The organism is Candidatus Pelagibacter sp. PS_40 (genome assembly GCF_059417765.1).
Map to the genome: position 1 here is coordinate 486,143 of NZ_CM182064.1, position 26,771 is coordinate 512,913.

The window sequence follows — 26,771 nt, forward strand, 5'->3', positions numbered from 1 at the left end:
GCCACATGGAAAATATTTTATTAGTAGTCAACTTAGTGCTAGCAACAATACTTGTACTTTTGATACTTGTACAAAAATCAGAAGGTGGTGCTCTTGGCATAGGTGTCTCTCAGGATAATTTTATGCTTTCCAGATCTGCAGGTAATTTTATGGGGAAGGCTACTGCAGTAGTTGCAACTTTATTTATAATTTGTAGCTTAGCTTTAACAATTATATCTAGAGGTGAGTTAACACCTACTGAATCAGTTTTGGATATCATTGAAGAAAAGTCTAGTGATACACCTTCAATTCCTGAAAATAATTAAAAAATTAAAAAAAAGTTTAAGAAATAAATACTTTTTTCCCTTTAAAACCCCAAACTGGTCACTCAACCTTTATTAGAATATTTCTAATGATTTATAAAGAGTTCGTGTACCAAAAAATTATAAAAATTGTATTAATCTTAAGCCTTAGCTTGTTGGCTTCGTGCGCCAATAGAGGCCCATTGCCATTTTCTTTTGATTTTTTAAAGAAATCTGCTGATGAAGATATTGAAAAAATTTCAAAAATTAGAAAGCAAAATGAAATATTACAAAAAAACTTAGACATTGATTTATATACAGCGATCGCCCTTGCAATCGAAAATAACAAAGATTTAAAAGTAAAATTATTCGAAACCGCATTAGCGGACCGTCAATTGAAAGACGTAAAGTTTGACATGTTACCAACCATGTCAGCTAATGCAGGTTATTCTGGAAGTGACAATTATCAATCATCCACAAGTGCAACTGTTGGAAATAATGATATAGCAGCATCCAAAGGGTCTACATACTCTACATCACGAAATAGAGATGTTGTTGATCAAGATATAGGTTTTGCTTGGAACGCACTTGATTTTGGTTTGTCTTATATCAGAGCAGGGCAAACAAGCGATCGATTTTTAATTGCAAAAGAGATAGAAAAAAAATCAGCTAACAATATTGCAAAAGAAGTTATTCGATCTTATTGGAATGCTCTTTCTGCAGATAAGTTAATTCAAAAATACGATCCTTTAATTAAAAAAGTAAAAATAGCTTTAAGCGACTCTCAAAAAATAGAAGAGATGTTGCTACAAAAACCAATGGATGCACTTTTGTATCAAAAAGAATTGCTAGATATAAAGAGAGCTTTAATTACACAAAGACAAACTTTAATTAATTCTAAAATTGAATTAGGAACCTTAATGGGATTGTTACCCAATCAAAGCTATAAATTGGTAGCAACCAATCAGCCTATCAATATTTTAGACATGGATTTAAAAAACATGGAAAAACATGCTTTGGTTAGCAGAGCAGAGTTATTGGAAAATCGATATCAAGAAAGAATATCCGTTGCTGAAACCAAAGTTGGATTAAGATCATTGTTACCTAATTTTAATATTAACGCAGCTTTCACAAGTTCTTCAAATGATTATCTACAAAATAAATCAAATTTTGAATTTGGTTCTTCAGTTGGCGCAAACTTATTAAACGTCTTTAGAGCACCATCGATCAAGAAAATGAATGAGGCAAATACAGAAATTATTAAAGAACAACGTCTTGCTTTATCTATGGCTATTTTATCACAAGTTCATTTAGCAAATATTGATTTTCAAATGAGCATGGAAGAATATGATACGGCTGAACGTTATTTAAAAGTCTCAACAAAAATTGCCGACCAAGTTCGAAACGCACAAAAAATTGCAAGATTTGGTGAGTTAGAATTAATTAGAGAAGAAGCAGGTACTCTTGTTGCTGAACTAAGAAGAGATATTTCATTTTCTAAAATGCAACATTCAATTGCACAAGTTTATACCTCAGTTGGAATTGATATTACCACCAGAGACACCATAGTAGGGGGTACGGAATTATTTGCATATGAAATTAAGAATAAATTTAGTGGTTTAGGTAAAAAATACATTGCAAAAGTAACAGAACCTATTCAAAAACAAAATCCAGTTGCTAAACAATTTGATGAAAATTATAAAAAATTTGAATTTTCAGATAAAACGTTCAAACTTGAAGGTCAAGGTTCTGTACAATATTCAGCAAGATTAGCAAATGATCAACCATTACCTAGTTGGATAGATTTTTTACCAACGCAAAGAGCGTTTTTAATAGACTCGGTACTAAAAGGTGACATTCATGAAATAGATCTTATTGTTAATGCAAAAAATATCAATTCTACAGTTGATGATCAATTTACTTTGATAGTGGATCCAATTTTAAAGAGCCAAAAAGATTTAGCAAAAATAATAGGTACCACATTAAAAGAAAAAGCTGAAATAGTTAAAGCTTCAAAAATCCAATAAATTAAGGAGATCTAATGAAGAAAATTACAAAGAATATTAAGGTTAAAGTTGCCTCGAATAAAAAAAAAGTTTCAGGAAACATATTGAATGCACCTAAAACACATAAATTACCTCGTGTGGTTAAAGCAAGAGCAGGACAAACTATAACAGGTAAAATTGGAGGTATTAGAAAGACACCCAATAAATCAATTGCAAAACCAGGACAAACAATAACTGGTAAAATTAGACGAAGAACCAATTGACCCAAAAACCTAAAAAGAAACAGAAAATATTTATAGAAGCCCTTGAGCAGAGGATAATGCTCGATGGAGCAGGGGCCTCAACCTTTTTAGATTTAATTGATGAACGCAATCAAGAAGAGATAAAAAAAAACTCTAAAATAATCGATACCACTAAAGACAACAATGAAGTTCCTTTTGCAAACACTGCAAGAGACCAAAACAAAAAAAATGTAGTCTTTATTGATAGTGCTGTCTCTGATTATGAAACTATTATTAATTCATTTAAAGAAAACACTGAGTTTTATTTAATCAACTCCAATGAAGATGGATTTAAAAGAATTAGTGAAATTTTAAATGATCGAAAAGATATTGATGGTTTACACATCATCGGTCACGGTAGTGCTGGAGAAATTTTATTTGGTAATGCTTTTTTAAATAACGATACCATCACTAATTACCAATCAACTTTAGCATCCATCGGTCAATCGTTAACCACAAGTGGAGATATTTTATTTTATGGTTGTAATGTAGCTTCTACTGAACAAGGTGAAATTTTAATTAAAAAAATATCAGAGATTACTAAAGCAGATATTGCAGCATCAGATGACTTGACTGGTAAAGATGGTAACTGGGATTTGGAAAAAGAAGAAGGTTTTATTGATGTTAAAAAACTAAAAGTTAGACACTATGATCATTCTCTGGATACGTTAACCCAATCTGGGATTTTAGCAAATAGTAAAGTTACTGATATTTCAACTACAGTTGATATGCTTTTATCCACTGAAACAAAGATGGGCTTACATAATGATGGTATTTATTCTCACATTTCAGATCCAGATAGTAAATTTGCACTAGCTCTAGAGAATACAAATGTAAGTGTTGCGAGTGGAAAAATAATTTCCGATATAGACATTGATACAACAGATACAAGTTTGTCAGATCAAGGTTCTGGCTCAACGGCTTATATTAGTGGTGATGCAAACCAAACAGCTTCCGAAAATATGACAGTTAATTCATACTTAATGGCATTTGTTGGTAACGCATCAAGACTATCTAGTTCGGAATTTGGTTCTGTAGTTTTTGATGGTGAGATTGTTGGTATTTTCTTTGATCAAGCTGATACAAGAGGGGAAACTATTAATGGTGTTCAATATTATAGTAGCTCATTTTCTTATGATATGAGAAGCAATAATAGTGGTGGCAGCTCGCCGACACATTCAGGTAATTACTCAGATATTGATGGAGGTAGGGTTTTAGAAAATCCAAATTTTTATAACTATAATAAAACATCCGATAGTGTTGACTGGGTGTCTGTTGGAAATTATGGATCAGGTACTAATAATTATTTAAGCTTTGGTGCTGAAAATAATTCTTCAAAAACAGGAGATTATATTCGTGTTATAGTTAAAGTTAATGTGGATCCAAGTGCTGTTGCAGATACTGGATATATTCAAGAAGGCAAAACATTAACTGTTGCTAATAGTGGATCAGCAGTTGCTGGCACGACTACTGGAAGTAATACAGGTGATATAACTGATAATGATACAGATGCCAATAATGACAGTTTAACTGTCACACACATTCAACATAGTGGTGCAGGTTCTTCAACTTCTGTAACAAATGTTACTTATAATCATGGATCAGCAACTTCAGTAAATGGAACTTATGGAACCTTAACCATTGGTTCAGATGGTTCTTATCAATACGTTGCAAGTTCAGATATCAATAATTTAGATGCAGGTGAAGCAAATGTAACCGATGTCTTTACTTATACAGTATCAGATGGAAATGGTGGAACCGATACTGAAACATTAACTATAAATGTTATTCCAAGCCAAGATCTAACTGCAAGAAATGATACAGGTACTGTAAATGAAGATGCAACGTTAACTGTTGTAGATGGTGATAATGCTAACAGTATTACAACTGCTGCAACCTCATATAGTGCAGATGATGCTGAGAGTATTAGTGTTCAAGAAAATAAAGCTGCTGGACTTGCTTTTAGCAAAGATGGTTTAAAAATGTTTCATGCAGGAAATGATAATGATGATATTCATGAATACACTTTAACATCAGCATTTGATGTATCGTCAGCTTCTTATGTAGATTCTTTAGATGTCTCAGCAAGAGATGCCGAAATTTTTGGTATAACTTTTAATAATGATGGAACTAAGTTGTATTTCACTGGTGCTAACACAGCTGATGCAGTTTTTCAATATAGTTTAGGTACAGCTTACGATATTTCATCAGGAACATACGATAACGTTAGTTTATCTGTTGTAGACAATAGACCTTGTGGAATTCGTTTTAATAATGATGGAACAAAATTATTCGTAACTGGATTTGATAGTCAACGAATTGAAGAATATTCTCTATCAACAGCATTTGATATATCTTCATCTTCAGCTACGTATGCAGGTGATAGTGAAAGGTTAAATACATCGTCTTATGAAACTAATCCTAGAGACATTGAATTTAATAGCGACGGAACAAGATTATTTATTACCGGAGGTACGGGTGATGATATTACGGAATATGAATTATCTACTGCTTTTGATGTTTCTACAGCAACATATCATGGCGAATACGATACGTCATCACAAGACGTAGACACTTTTAGTTTAAGGTTTAATAACGATGGATCTAAAATGTTTATGTTGGGTTATAATTCAGATAAAGTTCATGAATATAATTTAGTTAGTCCTTATAATTTAATAGATATTTCAGGTGAACATTCAGGAGATGTCATTAATACAAGTTCAACTGCTAATTATGATACAGACCCTGACAGCGATACGTTAACTATTACAAGTATTATAGCCACAACAGCTGGTGGAAGTGCTCAAACAACTTTCTCAAGTAATACTGAAGCGGTTACAGGTTCTTATGGTATTTTAACGATTAATTCTAATGGTTCATATCAATATGCAGCAACTTTAGATGCAACGGATGCACTAGATGCAGGGGATGTGGTAACAGATGTCTTTACATATATTGTATCTGATGGACAGGGTGAAACGGATACTGCAACTATTACAATTACAGTAATTGGTGTGAATGATGCACCAAGTGCTCAAAATGATGTTGGAGTAATAGTTGAAGGTGGAACCTTAACAGTTGCAAATGGTGCTAATGCCAATTTATCAGGAAGTTATGATGCAACAGGTGAACATTCTGGTGATGTAATTGATACCAGTTCATCATCACATACAGATAGTGATGCCGATGCTAGTGCATCTCTAACAGTCACTGCTATTCGAAAAGGACAAGAAAGTGGAAGTGGTGATTCAGGAACTGTTGGAGCTGCACTCACTGGTACCTATGGTCAATTAACGATAGCTGCAGATGGATCTTATAGTTATGCTGCAAATCAAAGTGCTGCAAATGCTTTAGCAGCAGGTGAAAGTGCTAATGATTATTTTACCTATACGGTCTCAGATAGTACAGCAACAGATACTGCACAAATTACAATAACTGTACTTGGTTCAAATGATGCACCAAGTGCAACAGCAGATACAGGTTATATTCAAGAAGGAAAAACATTAACTGTTGCAGATGGAGCATCTGCTAATGATGCTGACAGTAGTTCAAACAATAATGATGCAACAGGAGATCACACAGGTGATATTCTTGGAAATGATACTGATCCCGATACAAATGATACATTAACTGTTACTACATACACACACACAAGTTCAGCAGGTCAAGGTGGAGCTGCTAGTGGAGCAAATGGAAATAGTGGTACTGCAGGAACGAACAATGTTGCTGGTGATTATGGTACGTTAGACTTAGAAGCAAATGGCTCTTATACTTATACAGCAAACTCAAACATTACTAATTTAGATGTAGATGATGAAACATTCACTGATGTTTTTACTTATACACTTTCAGACGGAACAACCACTACTACTGAAACCATCACCATCACCATTGAAGCATCAGGAGATGTAACAGCACGTAATGATACAGGAACTGTAAATGAAGATGCAACGTTAACTGTTGCTAATAGCGAAAATGCAAATAGTGTTACAGCACTCTCTTTAGTAAGAACAACAAGTATCAATTCTCAAGAATCGTATCCAAGAGATGTTACATTTAATAATGATGGAACAAAGATGTTTACTATTGGTGCTACTGGTGATGATATTGGATATTATACTTTGTCGACGGCATACGACACAAGTACAGCAACTCATCAAGCTGATTATTTAGGAGGTACTTATACTACAGCATGGAGCTTATCATTTAATAATGATGGGACTAAGTTATTTATAGTAAATGGAGACTCTAGTTATCGTATGTATGAATATTCACTTTCAACTGCTTACGATCTATCAACTTTGAGTTTGGAAAGCAATAGAGGACCTTTTAGTTTTAGTTCTTCTTACCCAACAGGACATTCTTTTAATAGTGATGGAACAAAACTATTTTTAGGAAATACAGATGGTGGAATTAGAGAATATTCTCTCTCTGTAGGTTTTGATCTTTCCAGTACTTTTACTCTGGTAGATACTTTAGATGTTTCATCAGACGTTGGTAACAATGTAAAGGGCATAGAATTTAATGATGATGGTACTAAGATGTTTGTAACAAATGAATCATCAAAAAAACTTTTTCAATATGATCTTTCAACTGGTTTTGATCTAACTGGCGCTACTTTAAAAAAAGAGTTACTTCATAATATAAATTATGTAAATGGTTTCGAATTTAAACCAGATGGTTCACAATTATTTTTAGCTAAATCTGCTAATGGAACCATATATACTTATAACGTAGAATCTCCGTATGAGTTAAAAGATGTTAATGATACTCACTCAGGAGATGTCATCGATACAAGCTCAGCATCAAATTCAGACAGTGATGCTGATAGTGATACATTAACTATTACAGCCATTAGAACAGGTTCATCAGAAGGAGGTGGCACAGCAGGATCTGTAGATGGAACAACAGATGGTACTTATGGTACTTTAACAATGAATTCTGATGGTTCTTATAGCTATGTTGCTGACAAAGCAGCAGCTGATGCATTGGATCCAGGTGATGTGGTAACTGACACTTTTAATTATACAGTTTCAGATGGAAATGGTGAAGATGATATTGCAGTTTTAACAATTACAGTTGTTGGTATTAATGATACACCTGTAGCAGACAATGAAACGGGAGCTGTTAATGAAGATGCAACATTAACTGTAACAGATGGAACGTCTGATGTTTTACACGGAGATACAGATGCAGATGATAGTGCATCTTTAACAGTTACAACTTATTCTCATACATTAGCTACAAACCAAAGTGGTGGAAGTGCATCATCTGGAAATGGAAATAGTGGAACTGCAGGATCAAGTGCCGTTGTAGGTTATTATGGTACATTAACTTTAGCAGCGGATGGAACGTATACTTATGCAGCTGATCAAAGTGCTGCTGATGATTTAGACGCTTCAGACACTGCAACAGATGTCTTTACCTATACACTATCAGATGGAACCGCAACGGATACTGCAACAATTACAATAACAGTGACAGGAGTTAATGATGTGCCAACTGCTGCAGATAAAACTGTAACTACAAACGAAGATACTCCTTACGTATTTTCAGCATCAGATTTTGGCTACACAGATGCAGATGACGATGATGCGTTAGTAAGTGTAAAAATTACAGGATTAGAAGATGCAGGTGCTTTACAATATAACAATGGATCAGCTTGGGTAGATGTAACTGAAAACCAAGTGATAACCGCAACAGACATTGCTGCTAATAAATTAAGATTTAACCCAGCTGCAAATGAAAATGGATCTTCTTACACTAGTTTTGATTTTACAGTAAATGATGGCGATGCAGATAGTGCCTCAGCTAATACAATTACAGTCAATGTAACAGCAGTTAACGATGCACCTGTTGCAGATGATGAAACGGGAGCTGTTAATGAAGATGCAACATTAACCGTTACCGATGGATCGTCAGATGTTTTGAGTGGAGACACTGATACTGAAAATGATGCATTAACCGTTACCCAAATTGCAGTAACAGGTGCATCTGCTTCATCAGTTGCAGGAAGTAGTACTTACAATAGTAACGGAACATCAAAAACAGGTACTTATGGCACTTTAGTAATTGGTGCGGATGGTACTTATACTTATACAGCAGATCAATCAGCTGCTGATGACCTTGATGCTGGAGATACCGCAACCGATAGTTTTACTTACACGGTTTCAGATGGAACGGCAACAGACACTGCAACAATAATCATTACAGTAACTGGTATCAATGATGTACCAACAGCTGCAGATAAAACTGTAACTACAAATGAGGATACAGCTTATGTATTTTCAGCGTCAGATTTTGGCTACACGGATGTAGATGATGATGATGCGTTAGTAAGTGTAAAAATTACAGGATTAGAAGATGCAGGTGCTTTACAATATAACAATGGATCAGCTTGGGTAGATGTAACTGAAAATCAAGTGATAACAGCAACGGATATCGGTAATAATAAATTGAGATTTAACCCAGCTGCAAATGAAAATGGATCTTCTTACACTAGTTTTGATTTTACAGTAAATGATGGCGATGCAGACAGTGCCTCAGCTAATACAATTACAGTCAATGTAACAGCAGTTAACGATGCACCTGTTGCAGATAACGAAACTAATTCAGTTAATGAAGATGCAACATTAACCGTTACCGATGGATCGTCAGATGTTTTGAGTGGAGACACTGATACTGAAAATGATGCATTAACCGTTACCCAAATTGCAGTAACAGGTGCATCTGCTTCATCAGTTGCAGGAAGTAGTACTTACAATAGTAACGGAACATCAAAAACAGGTACTTATGGCACTTTAGTAATTGGTGCGGATGGTACTTATACTTATACAGCAGATCAATCAGCTGCTGATGACCTTGATGCTGGAGATACCGCAACCGATAGTTTTACTTACACGGTTTCAGATGGAACGGCAACAGACACTGCAACAATAATCATTACAGTAACTGGTATCAATGATGTACCAACAGCTGCAGATAAAACTGTAACTACAAATGAGGATACAGCTTATGTATTTTCAGCGTCAGATTTTGGCTACACGGATGTAGATGATGATGATGCGTTAGTAAGTGTAAAAATTACAGGATTAGAAGATGCAGGTGCTTTACAATATAACAATGGATCAGCTTGGGTAGATGTAACTGAAAATCAAGTGATAACAGCAACGGATATCGGTAATAATAAATTGAGATTTAACCCAGCTGCAAATGAAAATGGATCTTCTTACACTAGTTTTGATTTTACAGTAAATGATGGCGATGCAGACAGTGCCTCAGCTAATACAATTACAGTCAATGTAACAGCAGTTAACGATGCACCAACTGCAAGAGGTGACACTGGTATTGTAAATGAAGATGTAACGTTAACAGTTTCTAATAGTAGTAATGCAACAACAAGTGTTACTGCAGCTTCATTTGTTAGATCTAAATCTTTAGGGGATGCAGGATATCAAAGTCAGGAAACAAAATTTAGTCCTGATGGAACAAAAATGTTTGTGCTTGATACTTATCAAAATACAAATGAAATTCATCAATATACATTAACAACCGCCTTTGATATTTCTAGTGCTTCATTTGATGGTGCAGATGAAACTTTTGACCTTAGTAATGAGAATTCTTCATCGAGTAATTTCACATTTAATAATGATGGAACCAAATTCTATTCAGCTTATTCGGGTAGATTATATGAATATGACGTATCAACTGCTTATGATATTTCCACAAGTTCTTATAATAATAATTTCTTTGATTTAATACTGGAGTACCCAAATACTCGTAATATGGGTAGTGGTGTAAACGTAGCATTTAATAGCGATGGAACCAAATTATTTGCGCTAGATGCACAACAACGTGAAGTGCATGAATACTCTCTTTCAACTGCCTTTGATGTAACTTCAGCATCTCGTACAAATAATTATGTAAGTGTTGGCACTCAAGAAGCAAGTCCATACGGTTTTGCATTTAGCAATGATGGAAAAAAAATGTTTATATCTGGATTGGGAAAGGATGTTAATGAATATACACTCTCAACTGGTTTTGACTTATCATCTACTTTTGAGTTTGTAGGTAGTTTTGATGTTTCATCTAAAGATTGGTATCCACTCGGTATTACATTTAACAATGATGGTACAAAAATGTTTATGACAGGCTCACAACAAGATAAACTTTTTGAATATTCGCTTACTACTCCTTTCAGCTTAATAGATGTATCAGGTGAACATTCAGGAGATGTCATTAACACAAGTTCAACAGATAATTATGATACAGACCCTGAAAGCGACGCACTAACGGTTACAACTTACTCTCATACATCAGCAACAGATCAAGATGGGGGTAGTATATCTTCAACAAGCAGTACTGGAACAGCTGGAACCAACAATGTTACAGGTTATTATGGAACATTGGATTTAGAAGGTAATGGTTCTTACACTTATACTGCAGATCTAACAGTAACTCAGGCCTTAGATTCAGGAGATACTGTAACAGATATATTTACTTATACTGTAGATGATGGAAATGGTGGAACTGATACAGCAACTATAACAATTACAGTAATTGGTATGAATGATGCTCCAGTTGCACAAAATGATGTTGGAGTTATTGTCGAAGATGGAACTTTAACAGTTTCAAATGGTGCTAATGCCAATGTTTCAGGTTCTTATGATGCAACAGGTGAACATTCTGGTGATGTAATTGATACTAGTTCAAGTTCTCATACAGATAGTGATGCCGATGCTAGTGCATCTCTAACAGTTTCAGCAATTAGAACAGGCTCAAGCGAAGGTTCAGGAACCGCTGGTTCAATTGGTTCAGCTTTAACGGGTACTTATGGTCAATTAACTATTGCAGCAGATGGTTCTTATTCTTATGTAGCTAATCAAGATGCAGCGGTAGGTGACTCAGTCACAGAATCATTTAATTACACATTATCAGATGGAACAGCAACAGACATTGGAGTAATTACAATTACAATTCTTGGAGTTAATGATGCAGGTTTCATTAAAGAAGGTGGAACTTTAACTGTTGCAAATAGTGCAGCCGCTAACTCTGGAGCAAGCACCGGTAATCATACTGGAGATATTACTGATAATGGTAGCAATATTACTAGTATCACTGCAACGACAGCAGGTGGAAATGCACAAACAACTTTTTCAAGTAACTCTGAAACAGTGACAGGTGAGTACGGTACTTTAACAATTAACTCTGATGGTTCTTACTCTTATGTTGCAAACTCAAATATATCAGGCCTTGATGCAGGAGATGCAAATATAAAGGATGTCTTCACTTATATCGTTTCAGATGGCTCCACTACATCTACTGCAACCCTTACAATGAATATTATTGCTAGCCAAGATCTAACTGCACGAGATGATAATGGTACTGTAAATGAAGATGCAACGTTAGAAGTTGATGATGGTGATAATTTAACAACTGTTGCACCAGCATCTTACGATGATAGCGATAGCTTTACTATTGCAGGTTCAAATTCAAATCCTGTTACTACTCAAAGTACTTTTAACGATTTACTTTTTAATCCTGATGGAACAAAAATGTACACATTAGGATCTGCTTCTGGTCTCTCTGGTAGAAGCCTTTTTCAATACACATTATCAATTCCTTTTGACGTATCAACTGCTTCAGTTTCAAGTAATGATAATGCTGATGTTGGAGGCTCATGGACTACAGACAACGAAGCTATGAGATTTAATAATGACGGAACAAAGCTTTTTGTTCTTTTTGATTCTCCTAATCAAAATACTTCAAGTTATATGTATCAATACACTTTAAGCACCCCTTACGATATTACCAGCACTGTAACAGCGGGTAATTCCCTCCGGTTAGGGAATCAGTATAAAAATTATAGAAAATTTCTTTTTAATGACGATGGTTCAGAGATGTTTATTAGTGAAGTTAGTGGTATATACAAATATACTTTAAGTACTTCTTTTGATACTTCAACTGCTTCAAAAACTTCTTCATATTTGTCTGCAAGTGTTACTGGTATGCAATATAATAACGATGGTACAAAGTTATTTACAGTTTATCAAACAACAACAATTGGTTCTACAGCAAAAATATCACAGTGGTCATTGTCAACTGCTTATGATCTTATGACTGCAAGTTCAAATAGCACCTATTTTGATACTGGTGAAGCTACTGGTTCTCTTGGTAATGGAGTCCCTACTCAATTTATCACTTTTAACAATGATGGATCAAAATTCTTTAGTTTTAATGGTAGTAGTGATCCAGCAAAAATTAAAGAATGGAATCTAGCTTCACCTTTTAATGTAGTAAATGTTAGCGGCGAACATTCAGGAGATGTCATTAACACAAGTTCAACTGCTAATTATGATACAGACCCTGATAGCGATACTCTTACAGTTACTGCGATTAGAACAGGATCAAGTGAGGGATCGGGTACCGTAGGATCTGTTGGTTCAGCTTTAACAGGAACATACGGTCAATTAACAATTGCTGCAAATGGATCATATACCTATGTAGCAAATCAAGATGCAGCGGATGCATTGGATCCAGGTGATGTGGTAACTGACACTTTTAATTATACAGTTTCAGATGGACAAGGTGAAACGGATATTGCAGTTTTAACTATTACTGTTAATGGAATTAATGATACACCTGTTGCAGATGCTGAAACAGGTTCAGTTGATACAACTCAAACTTTAACAGTCACTGATGGTACTTCAGATCTTTTACATGGGGATACGGATGCAGATGCTAGTGCTTCATTAAGTGTATCGAGTATTGTTGCAACCACAGCAAGTGGAAGCGCAACTGCTGTTAATCCAGGAACTGCTTATAATTCAGGTTACACATCAGTTACTGGCAGTAAGGGAACTTTGAGAGTTGGTGCAGACGGTACTTATCAATACATTGCAGGTTCAAGTACTGGTACCGATGTTTTTACTTACACATTATCAGATGGAACAGCAACACATACAGCTACTTTAACAATTACAGTTAATAGTAGTAACAATGCTCCTTCAGCTGTTGCAGATACTGATAGTGTTAATGAAGATGCAACAGTTACTCAAAGCTCAGGTTCAGGTTTATTAAATGCAGATGATTCAGATGCTGATGGTGATAGTTTAACGGTTACTCAAATTAAAAAAGATGGTGGAAGTAATTCATCCGTATCTGGAGGAAGCTCATATAATTCAAGCGGAACATCAGTCACAGGAACCTATGGAACATTAACGGTTGGAGCTGATGGAACTTATACATATGTTGCGGATCAAGCTGCAGCTGATGCTTTAGATGCAAGCGACACTGTTACAGATGTATTTACTTATACTATTTCAGACGGCAATGGTGGAACAGATACTGCAAATTTAACTATTACAGTCACAGGTGTTAATGATGCACCTTCAGCTACAAATGACACAGGGTCAGTTAATGAAGATGCAACTTTAACAGTTTCAACAGCATCAAGTGGTGTAACTCAAGATAATGATACAGATGCGGACGCCGATGATAGCGCATCATCATTGGTTATTACTCAAATTAAAAAAGATGGTGGATCAAATAGTTCAGTTAGTGGAGGAACCAATCATAGCAACGGAACTTCGGTTACAGGAACTTATGGGACATTAGTCATTGGTGCTAATGGAACTTATACTTATGTAGCTGATCAAGATGCAGCGGATGCATTAGATGCAAGCGACACTGTTACAGATGTATTTACTTATACAGTTTCAGATGGAAATGGTGGAACAGATACTGCCAATATTACAATTACTGTTACAGGAGTGAACGATGACCCAATTGGAGTTAATGATACAGATAGTGTTAACGAAGATGCAACTATAACTGAAAGCTCAGGATCAGAATTATTAGTTGCTGATGATACAGATGCAGATGATAGTTCATCTTTAACGGTGACACAAATTAAAGTCACAGGTGGATCAAATAGTTCTGTTGCTGGAAGTAGTACTTATAATAGTAATTTTACAACAGTTACTGGAACTTATGGAACATTAAAAGTTGGTGCTGATGGATCTTATACTTATGTTGCAGATCAAGCTGCAGCGGATGCACTAGATGTTGGTGATAATGTGACAGATAGTTTTACTTATACAGTCTCAGATGGAACAGCAACATCTACAGCAACATTAATAATTACAGTAACTGGTATCAATGATGTACCAGTTGCAGTTAATGATACAGATGCTGTAAATGAAGATGCAACTATAACTGAAAGCTCAGGATCAGAATTATTAGTTGCTGATGATACAGATGCAGATGATAGTTCATCTTTAACGGTGACACAAATTAAAGTCACAGGTGGATCAAATAGTTCTGTTGCTGGAAGTAGTACTTATAATAGTAATTTTACAACAGTTACTGGAACTTATGGAACATTAAAAGTTGGAGCTGATGGATCTTATACTTATGTTGCAGATCAAGCAGCAGCTGATGCGCTAGATGCAAGTGATACTGTGACAGATAGTTTTACTTATACCGTATCAGATAATACATGGTTTGATACAGCTACATTAATAATTACAGTAACTGGTATCAATGATGTACCAGAAGCTGCAGATAAAACTGTAACTACAAACGAAGATACTCCTTATGTATTTTCAGCAAATGATTTTGGCTACACAGATGCAGATGACGATGATGCGTTAGTAAGTGTAAAAATTACAGGATTAGAAGATGCAGGTGCTTTACAATATAATAATGGTAGTGCTTGGGTAGATGTAACTTTAAATCAGGTGATAACAGCAACGGATATCGGTAATGATAAATTGAGATTTAACCCAGCTGCAAATGAAAATGGATCTTCATACACTACTTTTAATTTTACAGTAAATGATGGCGATGCAGACAGTGCCTCAGCTAATACAATTACAGTCAATGTAACAGCAGTTAACGATGCACCTGTTGCAGATGATGAAACAGGAGCTGTTAATGAAGATGCAACATTAACTGTTACGGATGGAACCTCAGATGTTTTACACGGAGATACAGACGCAGATAGTGATACTTTAACAGTTACAACTTATTCTCATACATCAGCTACAAATCAAAGTGGTGGAAATGCATCATCTGCAAACGGAAACAGTGGAACAGCAGGAACAAATGCTGTCGTAGGTTATTATGGTACATTAACTTTAGCAGCGGATGGAACTTATACTTATGCAGCTGATCAAAGTGCTGCAGATGATTTAGATGCTTCAGACACTGCAACAGATGTCTTTACCTATACACTATCAGATGGAACCGCAACCGATACTGCAACAATTACAATAACAGTGACAGGAATTAACGATGCTCCAGTTGCAGTCAATGATACTGATGCTGTTAACGAAGATGCAACAGTTACCAGAACTTCAGGTGATAATTTATTAATGGCAGATGATAGTGATGCTGATGATGATGATAGTTTTACCGTTACACAAATTGCAGTAACAGGTGGATCAAATAATGCAGTTACTGCAAGCAGTACTTATAATTCTGGTTCACCAGAAACGGTAACAGGAACTTATGGTACACTTACTGTTGGTGCTAATGGAACATATACTTACGTTGCAGATCAATCAGCGTCTGATGATTTAGATGCTTCAGACACTGCAACAGATAGTTTCACTTATACAATATCGGATGGAACAACAACAGACACTGCAACATTAATCTTTACAGTAACTGGTGTTAATGATGTACCAACTGCTGCAGATAAAACTGTAACTACAAATGAGGATACAGCTTATGTATTTTCAGCATCAGATTTTGGCTACACAGATGCAGATGACGATGATGCGTTAGTAAGTGTAAAAATTACAGGATTAGAAGATGCAGGTGCTTTACAATATAATAATGGTAGTGCTTGGGTAGATGTAACTGAAAATCAAGTGATAACAGCAACTGACATTGCTGCTAATAAATTAAGATTTAACCCAGCTGCAAATGAAAATGGATCTTCTTACACTAGTTTTGATTTTACAGTAAATGATGGCGATGCAGATAGTGCCTCAGCTAATACAATTACAGTCAATGTAACAGCAGTTAACGATGCACCTGTTGCAGATGATGAAACTAATTCAGTCAATGAAGATGCAACATTAACCGTTACCGATGGATCGTCAGATGTTTTACATGGAGATACCGATGTTGATAGTGGCGATACTTTAACAGCTACAACTTATTCTCATACATCAGCTACAAATCAAAGTGGTGGAAATGCATCATCTGCAAACGGAAACAGTGGAACAGCAGGAACAAATGCTGTCGTAGGTTATTATGGTACATTAACTTTAGCAGCGGATGGAACTTATACTTATGCAGCTGATCAAAGTGCTGCAGATGATTTAGATGCTTCAGACACTGCAACAGATGTCTTTACCTATACACTATCAGATGGAACCGCAACGGATACTGCAACAATTACAATAACAGTGACAGGAATTAACGATGCTCCAGTTGCAGTCAACGATACTGATGCAGTTAACGAAGATGCAACAGTTACCAGAACTTCAGGTGATAATTTATTAATGGCAGATGATAGTGATGCTGATGATGATGATAGTTTTACCGTAACTCAAATTGCAGTAACAGGAGCTTCTAATTCTTCAGTTGCAAGCTCAAGTTCTTATAATAGCAATTTTACTTCAATTACTGGAACTTATGGAACATTAAAAGTGGGTGCTGATGGTACTTATACATATGTAGCCGATCAAAGTGCAGCTGATGATTTAGACTTAAATGATACTGCAACAGATAGTTTCACTTATACAGTTTCAGACGGAACAGCTACTGACACTGCAACATTAATCTTTACAGTGACAGGAATTAACGATGCTCCAGTTGCAGTTGATGATACTGATGCTGTTAACGAAGATGCGACAGTTACCAGAAGTTCAGGTTCAAGTTTATTAATGGATGATGATAGTGATGCTGATGATGATGATGCATTTACAGTTACACAAATAGCAGTAACAGGCGGATCAAATAACGCAGTTACTGCAAGCAGCACTTACAATTCTGGTTCACCAGAAACAGTAACAGGAACTTATGGTACACTTACTGTTGGTGCAAATGGAACATACACTTACGTTGCAGATCAATCAGCGTCAGACGATTTAGATGCTTCAGACACTGCAACAGATAGTTTCACATATACAATATCGGATGGAACAGCAACAGACACTGCAACATTAATCTTTACAGTAACCGGAATTAATGATGTGCCAACAGCTTCAGATAAAACAATTTCTACTGCAGAAGATACCCCTTATGTATTTTCAGCATCAGATTTTGGATACACAGATGCAGATGATGATGACGCATTAGTAAGTGTAAAAATTACAACTTTAGAAGATGCTGGTGCATTACAATATAATAATGGATCAAACTGGGTAGATGTAACTTTAAATCAAGTAATAACAGCAACAGACATTGCTGCTAATAAGTTGAGATTAAATCCAGCTACTAATGAAAATGGTTCGCCTTACACTACTTTTAATTTTACAGTAAATGATGGGGATGCAGATAGCGCAACTCCAAATACAATTACGGTAAATGTTACAAATGTAAATAACGCACCTGTTGCAGATAATGAAACTAATTCAGTTAATGAAGATGCAACAGTCACAGTCACAGATGGAACGTCTGATGTTTTACATGGAGATACGGATGCAGATAGTGGTGATACCTTAACAGTAACTCAAATTGCAGTAACAGGTGGATCAAATAGTTCAGTTGCTGGAAGCAGTGCTTATAACAGCAATTTTACTTCAGTTACTGGAACTTATGGAACATTAAAAATAGGTGCTAATGGAACATATACTTATGTAGCTGATCAATCAGCGTCTGATGATTTAGATGCTTCAGACACTGCAACAGATAGTTTCACTTACACAGTTTCAGATGGAACAGCGACAGACACTGCAACATTAATCTTTACAGTAACAGGAATTAACGATGCTCCAGTTGCAGTCAACGATACTGATGCAGTTAACGAAGATGCAACAGTTACCAGAACTTCAGGTGATAATTTATTAATGGCTGATGACAGCGATGCTGATGATGATGATAGTTTCACAGTAACTCAAATAGCAGTTACTGGTAGCTCTGATAACGCAGTTACTGCAAATAGTACTTATAATTCTGGTTCACCAGAAACAGTAACAGGAACTTATGGTACACTTACTGTTGGTGCTAATGGAACATATACATATGTAGCTGATCAAAATGCTGCTGATGATTTAGATTTAAACGACCAAGTAACAGATAGTTTCACATATACAATATCGGATGGAACAGCGACAGACACTGCAACATTAATCTTTACAGTAACAGGAATTAACGATGCTCCAGTTGCACAAAATGATGTAGGAGTTATTGTCGAAGATGGAACTTTAACAGTTTCAAATGGTGCTAATGCCAATTTATCAGGAAGTTATGATGCAACAGGTGAACACTCTGGTGATATTATTGATACTAGTTCAAGTTCTCATACAGATAGTGATGCTGATGATAGTGCATCTCTAACTGTTACTGCAATTAGAGTAGGCTCAAGTGAAGGTTCAGGAACAGCAGGATCCATTGGATCTGCTTTAACGGGAACGTATGGTCAATTAACCATTGCAGCAGATGGTTCTTATTCTTATGTAGCCAATCAAGATGCAGCGGATGCATTAGATGCAGGTGACTCAGTCACAGACTCATTTAATTATACATTATCAGATGGAACAGCAACAGATATTGGAGTAATTACAATTACAATTCTTGGAGCAAACGATGCTCCCGTTGCTAATAACGATACTGGTTCAGTAAATGAAGACGCAACCTTGACAGTTTCCTCAGCTTCAAGTGGAGTTACACAAGATAACGATACAGATGTAGATGGTGATGATACAGTTTCATCTTTAACAGTTACACAAATAGCTGTTACTGGAAGTTCAAACTCAAGTGTTACTTCAAGTACTACTTATTCTAATGGAACTTCTGTAACGGGAACTTATGGTACACTGGTTATTGGCGCAAATGGTACTTATACATATGTAGCCGATCAAAGTGCTGCAGATGATTTAGATTTAAATGATACTGCAACAGATAGTTTCACTTACACAGTTTCAGACGGAACAACAACAGACACTGCAACATTAATCTTTACAGTGACAGGTATCAATGATGCTCCAGTTGCAGTCAATGACACCGATGCATTAAATGAAGATGCAACAGTTACCAGAAGTTCAGGTGATAATTTATTAATGGCAGATGATAGTGATGCTGATGATGATGATAGTTTTACTGTTACACAAATTGCAGTAACAGGTGGATCAAATTCAAGTGTAAACTCAAGCACTACTTATTCTAATGGAACTTCAGTAACTGGAACATACGGTACTCTAGTTGTTGGAGCTGACGGATCATATACATATGAAGCAGATCAAAGTGCTGCTGATGATTTAGATTTAAACGACCAAGTAACAGATAGTTTTACATATACAATATCGGATGGAACGGCAACTGACACAGCAACATTAATCTTTACAGTGACAGGAATTAACGATGCTCCAGTTGCAGTCAACGATACTGATGCATTAAATGAAGATGCCACAGTAACCAGAAGTTCAGGCTCAAGTTTATTAATGGCAGATGATAGTGATGCTGATGATGATGATGCATTTACAGTAACTCAAATTGCAGTAACAGGTGGATCAAACAGTTCAGTTGCTGGAAGTAGTACTTATAACAATAATTTTACCTCAGTTACTGGAACTTATGGAACATTAAAAGTTGGTGCAGATGGAACATATACATATGTAGCCGATCAAAGTGCTGCTGATGATTTAGATGCTTCAGACACTGCAACAGATAGTTTCACTTATACAATATCGGATGGAACAACAACAGACACTGCAACATTAATCTTTACAGTAACTGGTGTTAATGATGTACCAACTGCTGCAGATAAAACTGTAACTACAAATGAGGATACAGCTTATGTATTTTCAGCATCAGATTTTGGCTACACAGATGCAGATGACGATGATGCGTTAGTAAGTGTAAAAATTACAGGATTAGAAGATGCAGGTGCTTTACAATATAATAATGGTAGTGCTTGGGTAGATGTAACTGAAAATCAAGTGATAACAGCAACTGACATTGCTGCTAATAAATTAAGATTTAACCCAGCTGCAAATGAAAATGGATCTTCTTACACTAGTTTTGATTTTACAGTAAATGATGGCGATGCAGATAGTGCCTCAGCTAATACAATTACAGTCAATGTAACAGCAGTTAACGATGCACCTGTTGCAGATGATGAAACTAATTCAGTCAATGAAGATGCAACAGTAACTGTGACTGATGGAACCTCAGATGTTTTACATGGAGATACTGATGTTGATAGTGGTGATACCTTAACAGTAACTCAAATTGCAGTAACAGGTGGATCAAATAGTTCAGTTGCAAGTTCAAGTTCATATAATTCTAATGGTAGATCAGTAACGGGTACATATGGTACTTTAACTATAGGTGCTGATGGAACATACACTTACGTTGCAGATCAAAGTGCTGCTGATGATTTAGATGCTTCAGATACTGCAACAGATAGTTTCACTTATACAGTTTCAGACGGAACAGCTACTGACACTGCAACATTAATCTTTACAGTGACAGGAATTAACGATGCTCCTGTAGCAGTTAACGATAGCGATGTAGTTAATGAGGACGCAACAGTAACACAAACTTCAGGCTCAAGTTTATTAATGGCAGATGATAGTGATGCTGATGATGATGATAGTTTTACTGTTACACAAATTGCACTAACAGGTGGATCAAACAGTTCAGTTGCAAGCTCAAGTTCTTATAATAGCAATTTTACTTCAATTACTGGAACTTATGGAACATTAAAAGTTGGTGCTGATGGTACTTATACTTACGTTGCAGATCAATCAGCGTCAGACGATTTAGATGCAAGTGATACTGCAACAGATAGTTTTACTTATACAGTTTCAGATGGAACAGCTACGGATACAGCTACTTTAATCTTTACAGTGACAGGTATCAATGATGCTCCAGTTGCAGTCAATGATACTGATGCTGTTAATGAAGATGCCACAGTAACCAGAAGTTCAGGCTCAAGTTTATTAATGGCAGATGATAGTGATGCTGATGATGATGATGCATTTACAGTTACACAAATAGCAGTAACAGGTGGATCCAATAGTTCAGTTGCAAGCTCAAGTTCTTATAATTCAAGTGGGACTCAAGTTACAGGTACATACGGTACACTTACTGTTGGTGCTGATGGTACTTATACATATGTAGCCGATCAAAGTGCAGCTGATGATTTAGATGCCTCAGATTCTGTAACAGATAGTTTCACTTACACAATTTCAGATGGTGATACTACTGACACTGCAACATTAATCTTTACAGTAACCGGAATTAATGATGTGCCAACTGCATCTGATAATGCAGTTACTACAAACGAAGATACCCCTTACGTATTTTCAGCATCAGATTTTGGATACACAGATGCAGATGATGATGATGCATTAGTAAGTATAAAAATTACAACTTTAGAAGATGCTGGTGCATTACAATATTATAATGGTAGCGCTTGGGTAGATGTAACTTTAAATCAGGTGATAACAGCAACAGACATTGCTGCTAATAAATTAAGATTAAATCCTACTGCAGATGAGAATGGATCTCCTTACACTACTTTTAATTTTACAGTAAATGATGGGGATGCAAGTAGTTCAACACCTAATACTATTACGGTAAATGTAACAGCAGTTAATGATACTCCAACAGCTACTGATGATACAGCTAGTGTTAATGAAGATGCTACTACAACCATTTCATCTGCATCAAGTGGAGTAATAGATGACAATGATACAGATCCAGATTCATCAGATACTTTAACTTTAACTAACGTTGCTCATACAAATGGAAACACAGAAAGCGTTACATCGAGCACCACTTATTTAAATGGTCAATCAATTACTGGAACTTATGGTGCTTTAACAGTGGGTGCTGATGGAACATATACATATGTAGCAGATCAAAGTGCTGCTGATGATTTAGATGCTTCAGATACTGCAACAGATGTCTTTACCTATACACTATCAGATGGAACAGCAACCGATACTGCAACAATTACAATTACTATTACTGGTGTTAACGATGCTCCCGTTGCAGTCAATGATACTGATGCTGTTAACGAAGATGCAACAGTTACCAGAACTTCAGGTGATAATTTATTAATGGCAGATGATAGTGATGCTGATGATGATGATAGTTTTACCGTAACTCAAATTGCAGTAACAGGAGCTTCTAATTCTTCAGTTGCAAGCTCAAGTTCTTATAATAGCAATTTTACTTCAATTACTGGAACTTATGGAACATTAAAAGTTGGTGCTGATGGAACATACACTTACGTTGCAGATCAAAGTGCTGCTGATGATTTAGATGCTTCAGATACTGCAACAGATAGTTTCACTTATACAGTTTCAGACGGAACAGCTACTGACACTGCAACATTAATCTTTACAGTGACAGGAATTAACGATGCTCCAGTTGCGGATAATGAAACAAATTCAGTAAATGAAGATGCAACACTTACAGTCACAGATGGAACTTCAGATGTTTTACATGGAGATACGGATGCAGATGACAGCGCATCTCTAACAGTTTCAGCAATTAGAACTGGAGCGGAAGGCGGAAGTGGAACTGCAGGCTCAATTGGTTCTGGTTTAACTGGTACTTATGGAACTTTAACTTTAGCAAGTGATGGAACATATACATATGTAGCCGATCAAAGTGCTTCAGATGATTTAGACGCTTCAGACACTGCAACAGATGTATTTACCTATACAGTTTCAGATGGAACCGCAACGGATACAGCAACAATTACAATTACTATTACTGGTGTTAACGATGCTCCAGTTGCAGTCAATGATACTGATGCTGTTAACGAAGATGCGACAGTTACAAGAAGTTCAGGATCAAGTTTATTAATGGATGATGATAGTGATGCTGATGATGATGATGCATTTACAGTTACACAAATAGCAGTAACAGGTAGCTCCAATAATGCAGTTACTGCAAGCAGTACTTATAATTCTGGTTCACCAGAAACGGTAACAGGAACTTATGGTACACTTACTGTTGGAGCTGATGGTACTTATACATATGTAGCTGATCAAAATGCTGCTGATGATTTAGATGCTTCAGACACTGCAACAGATAGTTTCACTTACACAGTTTCAGATGGAACAGCGACAGACACTGCAACATTAATCTTTACAGTAACTGGTGTTAATGATGTGCCAACAGCATCAAACAATACAGTTTCAACAGAAGAGGATACACCATATGTATTTTCAACTTCTGATTTTGGCTATACAGATGCAGATGATGACGATGCATTAGTAAGTGTAAAAATTACAACATTAGAAGACGCTGGTGCATTACAATATTATAATGGTAGCGCTTGGGTAGATGTAACCTTAAATCAAGTAATAACTGCAACCGATATCTCAAATAATTATTTAAGATTAAATCCTACTGAAAATGAAACAGGCTCACCCTATACAACAATTGGTTTTTCTGTAAATGATGGAGATGCGGACAGTTCATCTTCGTATACAATGACCGTTAATGTAATCAATACAAATGATGCTCCAGTAGCTGACAACGAAATTAATTCAGTGAATGAAGATGCAACGGTCACAGTCACCGATGGAACTTCAGATGTTTTACATGGAGATACGGATGCTGATAGTGACACTTTAACAGTAACTCAAATTGCAGTAACAGGTGGATCCAATAGTTCAGTTGCTGGAAGTAGTACTTATAACAATAATTTTACCTCAGTTACTGGAACTTATGGAACATTAAAAATAGGAGCTAACGGAACATACACTTACGTTGCAGATCAATCAGCATCAGACGATTTAGATGCCTCAGACACTGCAACAGATAGTTTCACTTACACAGTTTCAGATAGTAATGCGACAGACACTGCAACATTAATCTTTACAGTAACTGGTGTTAATGATGTGCCAACAGCATCAAACAATACAGTTTCAACAGAAGAGGATACACCATATGTATTTTCAACTTCTGATTTTGGCTATACAGATGCAGATGATGACGATGCATTAGTAAGTGTAAAAATTACAACATTAGAAGACGCTGGTGCGTTGCAGTATTACAATGGATCAAACTGGGTAGATGTAACCTTAAATCAAGTTATTACTGCAACAGATATCTCAAATAGTTATTTAAGATTAAATCCTACTGCAGATGAAAATGGATCTCCTTATACAACAATTGGTTTCTCTGTAAATGATGGCGATGCAGATAGTGCTTCAAGTTACACTATGACAATTAACGTAACCGCAACAAATGATAATCCGGTTGCTGATAATGAAACGAATACCGCAACAGAAGGCACTACTACAACAGTCACAGACGGGACTTCAGATATTCTCTATGGCGACACAGATACAGAGGGAGATACATTAGAAATATCAGGCATAAGAACAGGAACAGAGTCTGGCTCTGGAACATTTGGAGCAATAGCTACACCTTTAACTGGTACTTATGGATCTTTAACAATTAATTCAGATGGAACATATAGTTATACGCCTAATGATGTTTTAGGTAGTGGAGAAACTGGAATAGATTATTTTACATATACAGTTTCAGACGGTAATGGTGGAACAGATACAGGACAACTTACTATAACGGTTACAGGTGCTAATGATGCCCCAGTTGGTGTTAATGATAGTAATACAATTGATATAGCAGCAACTTCAACTTTAACAGTCACAAATGACTCTGAAAAAGATGTGTTAACTAACGATACTGATCCAGATTCAAATGATACATCAATAGTAACCGAGATAAGAACAGGATCAACTGAAGGCTCAGGTACTGCTGGAACATTAGGGGAGGCATTAATTGGAACTTATGGTTCTTTGATAATGAACTCAAATGGTAGTTACACATATATAGTTAATGAAGGTTTAAAAGATACATTGGATCCAGGTGAAATAGTTTATGAATATTTTAATTATACAGTTAGAGATGGTAGTGGTGTTACGGATACAAGTTCAATTGTATTAAAATTACAAAATGGTGGTGGTGTTGTTAAAGAAATTAGAGAAAAGAAAGCTGAAAGAATTATTATAAATCAAGCTAGAATGGAAGCAAGAGTTCAAGTTGAAAATACTTTCACAGAACTAAATCAATCAACAGAATTTGATTTAAATAATTTTGAATTTGAACAAACTGCAAGAAAAACAGATTATTCCCAAGGTCTTAAATTAGTTGATTTAGTTGCCGAAACAGACTCTCTTCAAATTTCTGAAGGAGAACTTTCAAACCTTAAAGTTAAAGACAAACAAGAAGGTTTAAAATTGAAATTTGGTGTCATGAATGAAGCCGACAATGAGATTGTTAAATTTGATGGAAAAATGAGTGATGGTTCTGCATTACCTGAGTGGATTAAAATTAATCCTAAAACAGGTCAAACAACCACAAATATTCCAGAAGGTGTAGATAAAGTTGAAATTATGATTATTGCAACGGATAAAAACAATGAAACTCGAGAAATTGCAGTTGAAATTGATCCTGAAAAAATAAAACAAGATAGAAAAATTATCAAACAAGCAAAAAGAACAAATTCTTCAATTACTGTTAATGAAGACGGTACGGTTAATATTGTAAAACAAAATGAAGATGGATTAGTTGAAAGATCATTTAACAAAACATTAAATTTTAACAATCAAGCAGATATCAATGAAATTATTGAAACGTTTAAACCAGAAACAATTTTTCAACTTAAACCTTTAAATATTGGAAATGATTTAATTATAGATTTACCCAATGAGCTAAAGGGTAATTTTAATAATACTAAACTTGTTCTTAAAGATGGAACCGAAGTACCTGACTGGCTTGAGTATGATCCTGTAACGGGTCAAATTATTGCAGAAAATCCACCTGAAGATGTTTCTCAATTAGAATTAAAACTTATTATTGAGCAGGATGGAAAAATTATTGTAAAAGATTTAGAAATTGATTTACAAGAGCAAAATGTATCCCAAAATTTTGATGGGGGTGAAAATAATAAATTTGTTACTTTAAGCGACCAATTAGATAAAGAATTTAATGATTGGGAAGATTATGGTAATGACCTTATTAATAGACTATAA

General features: G+C 35.7%; 4 protein-coding genes. All 4 read left to right on the plus strand.

Annotated elements, in window-relative coordinates:
* The first annotated feature begins 5 nt into the window (after nucleotides 1–5).
* The 4 genes from secG to AC5SLW_RS02625 all read left to right on the plus strand — a co-directional run bounded on the left by secG (nucleotide 6) and on the right by AC5SLW_RS02625 (nucleotide 26,771).
* Nucleotides 6–305, plus strand: a complete 300-nt coding sequence (secG, locus tag AC5SLW_RS02610; protein WP_006996993.1) for a preprotein translocase subunit SecG — start codon at nucleotides 6–8, stop codon at nucleotides 303–305.
* A 104-nt stretch (nucleotides 306–409) separates the two neighbouring features.
* On the plus strand, nucleotides 410–2,308 hold the full coding sequence (locus tag AC5SLW_RS02615) for a TolC family protein (RefSeq protein WP_494575656.1): 1,899 nt from the start codon (nucleotides 410–412) through the stop codon (nucleotides 2,306–2,308).
* 14 nt (nucleotides 2,309–2,322) lie between these two features.
* Nucleotides 2,323–2,550: a hypothetical protein gene (locus AC5SLW_RS02620; protein ID WP_011282048.1), complete on the plus strand. Its 228-nt coding sequence runs from the start codon at nucleotides 2,323–2,325 to the stop codon at nucleotides 2,548–2,550.
* Between the two features lie 56 nt (nucleotides 2,551–2,606).
* Entirely contained in the window at nucleotides 2,607–26,771 is a 24,165-nt protein-coding gene (locus AC5SLW_RS02625; RefSeq protein ID WP_494575658.1) for a cadherin-like domain-containing protein, read from the plus strand.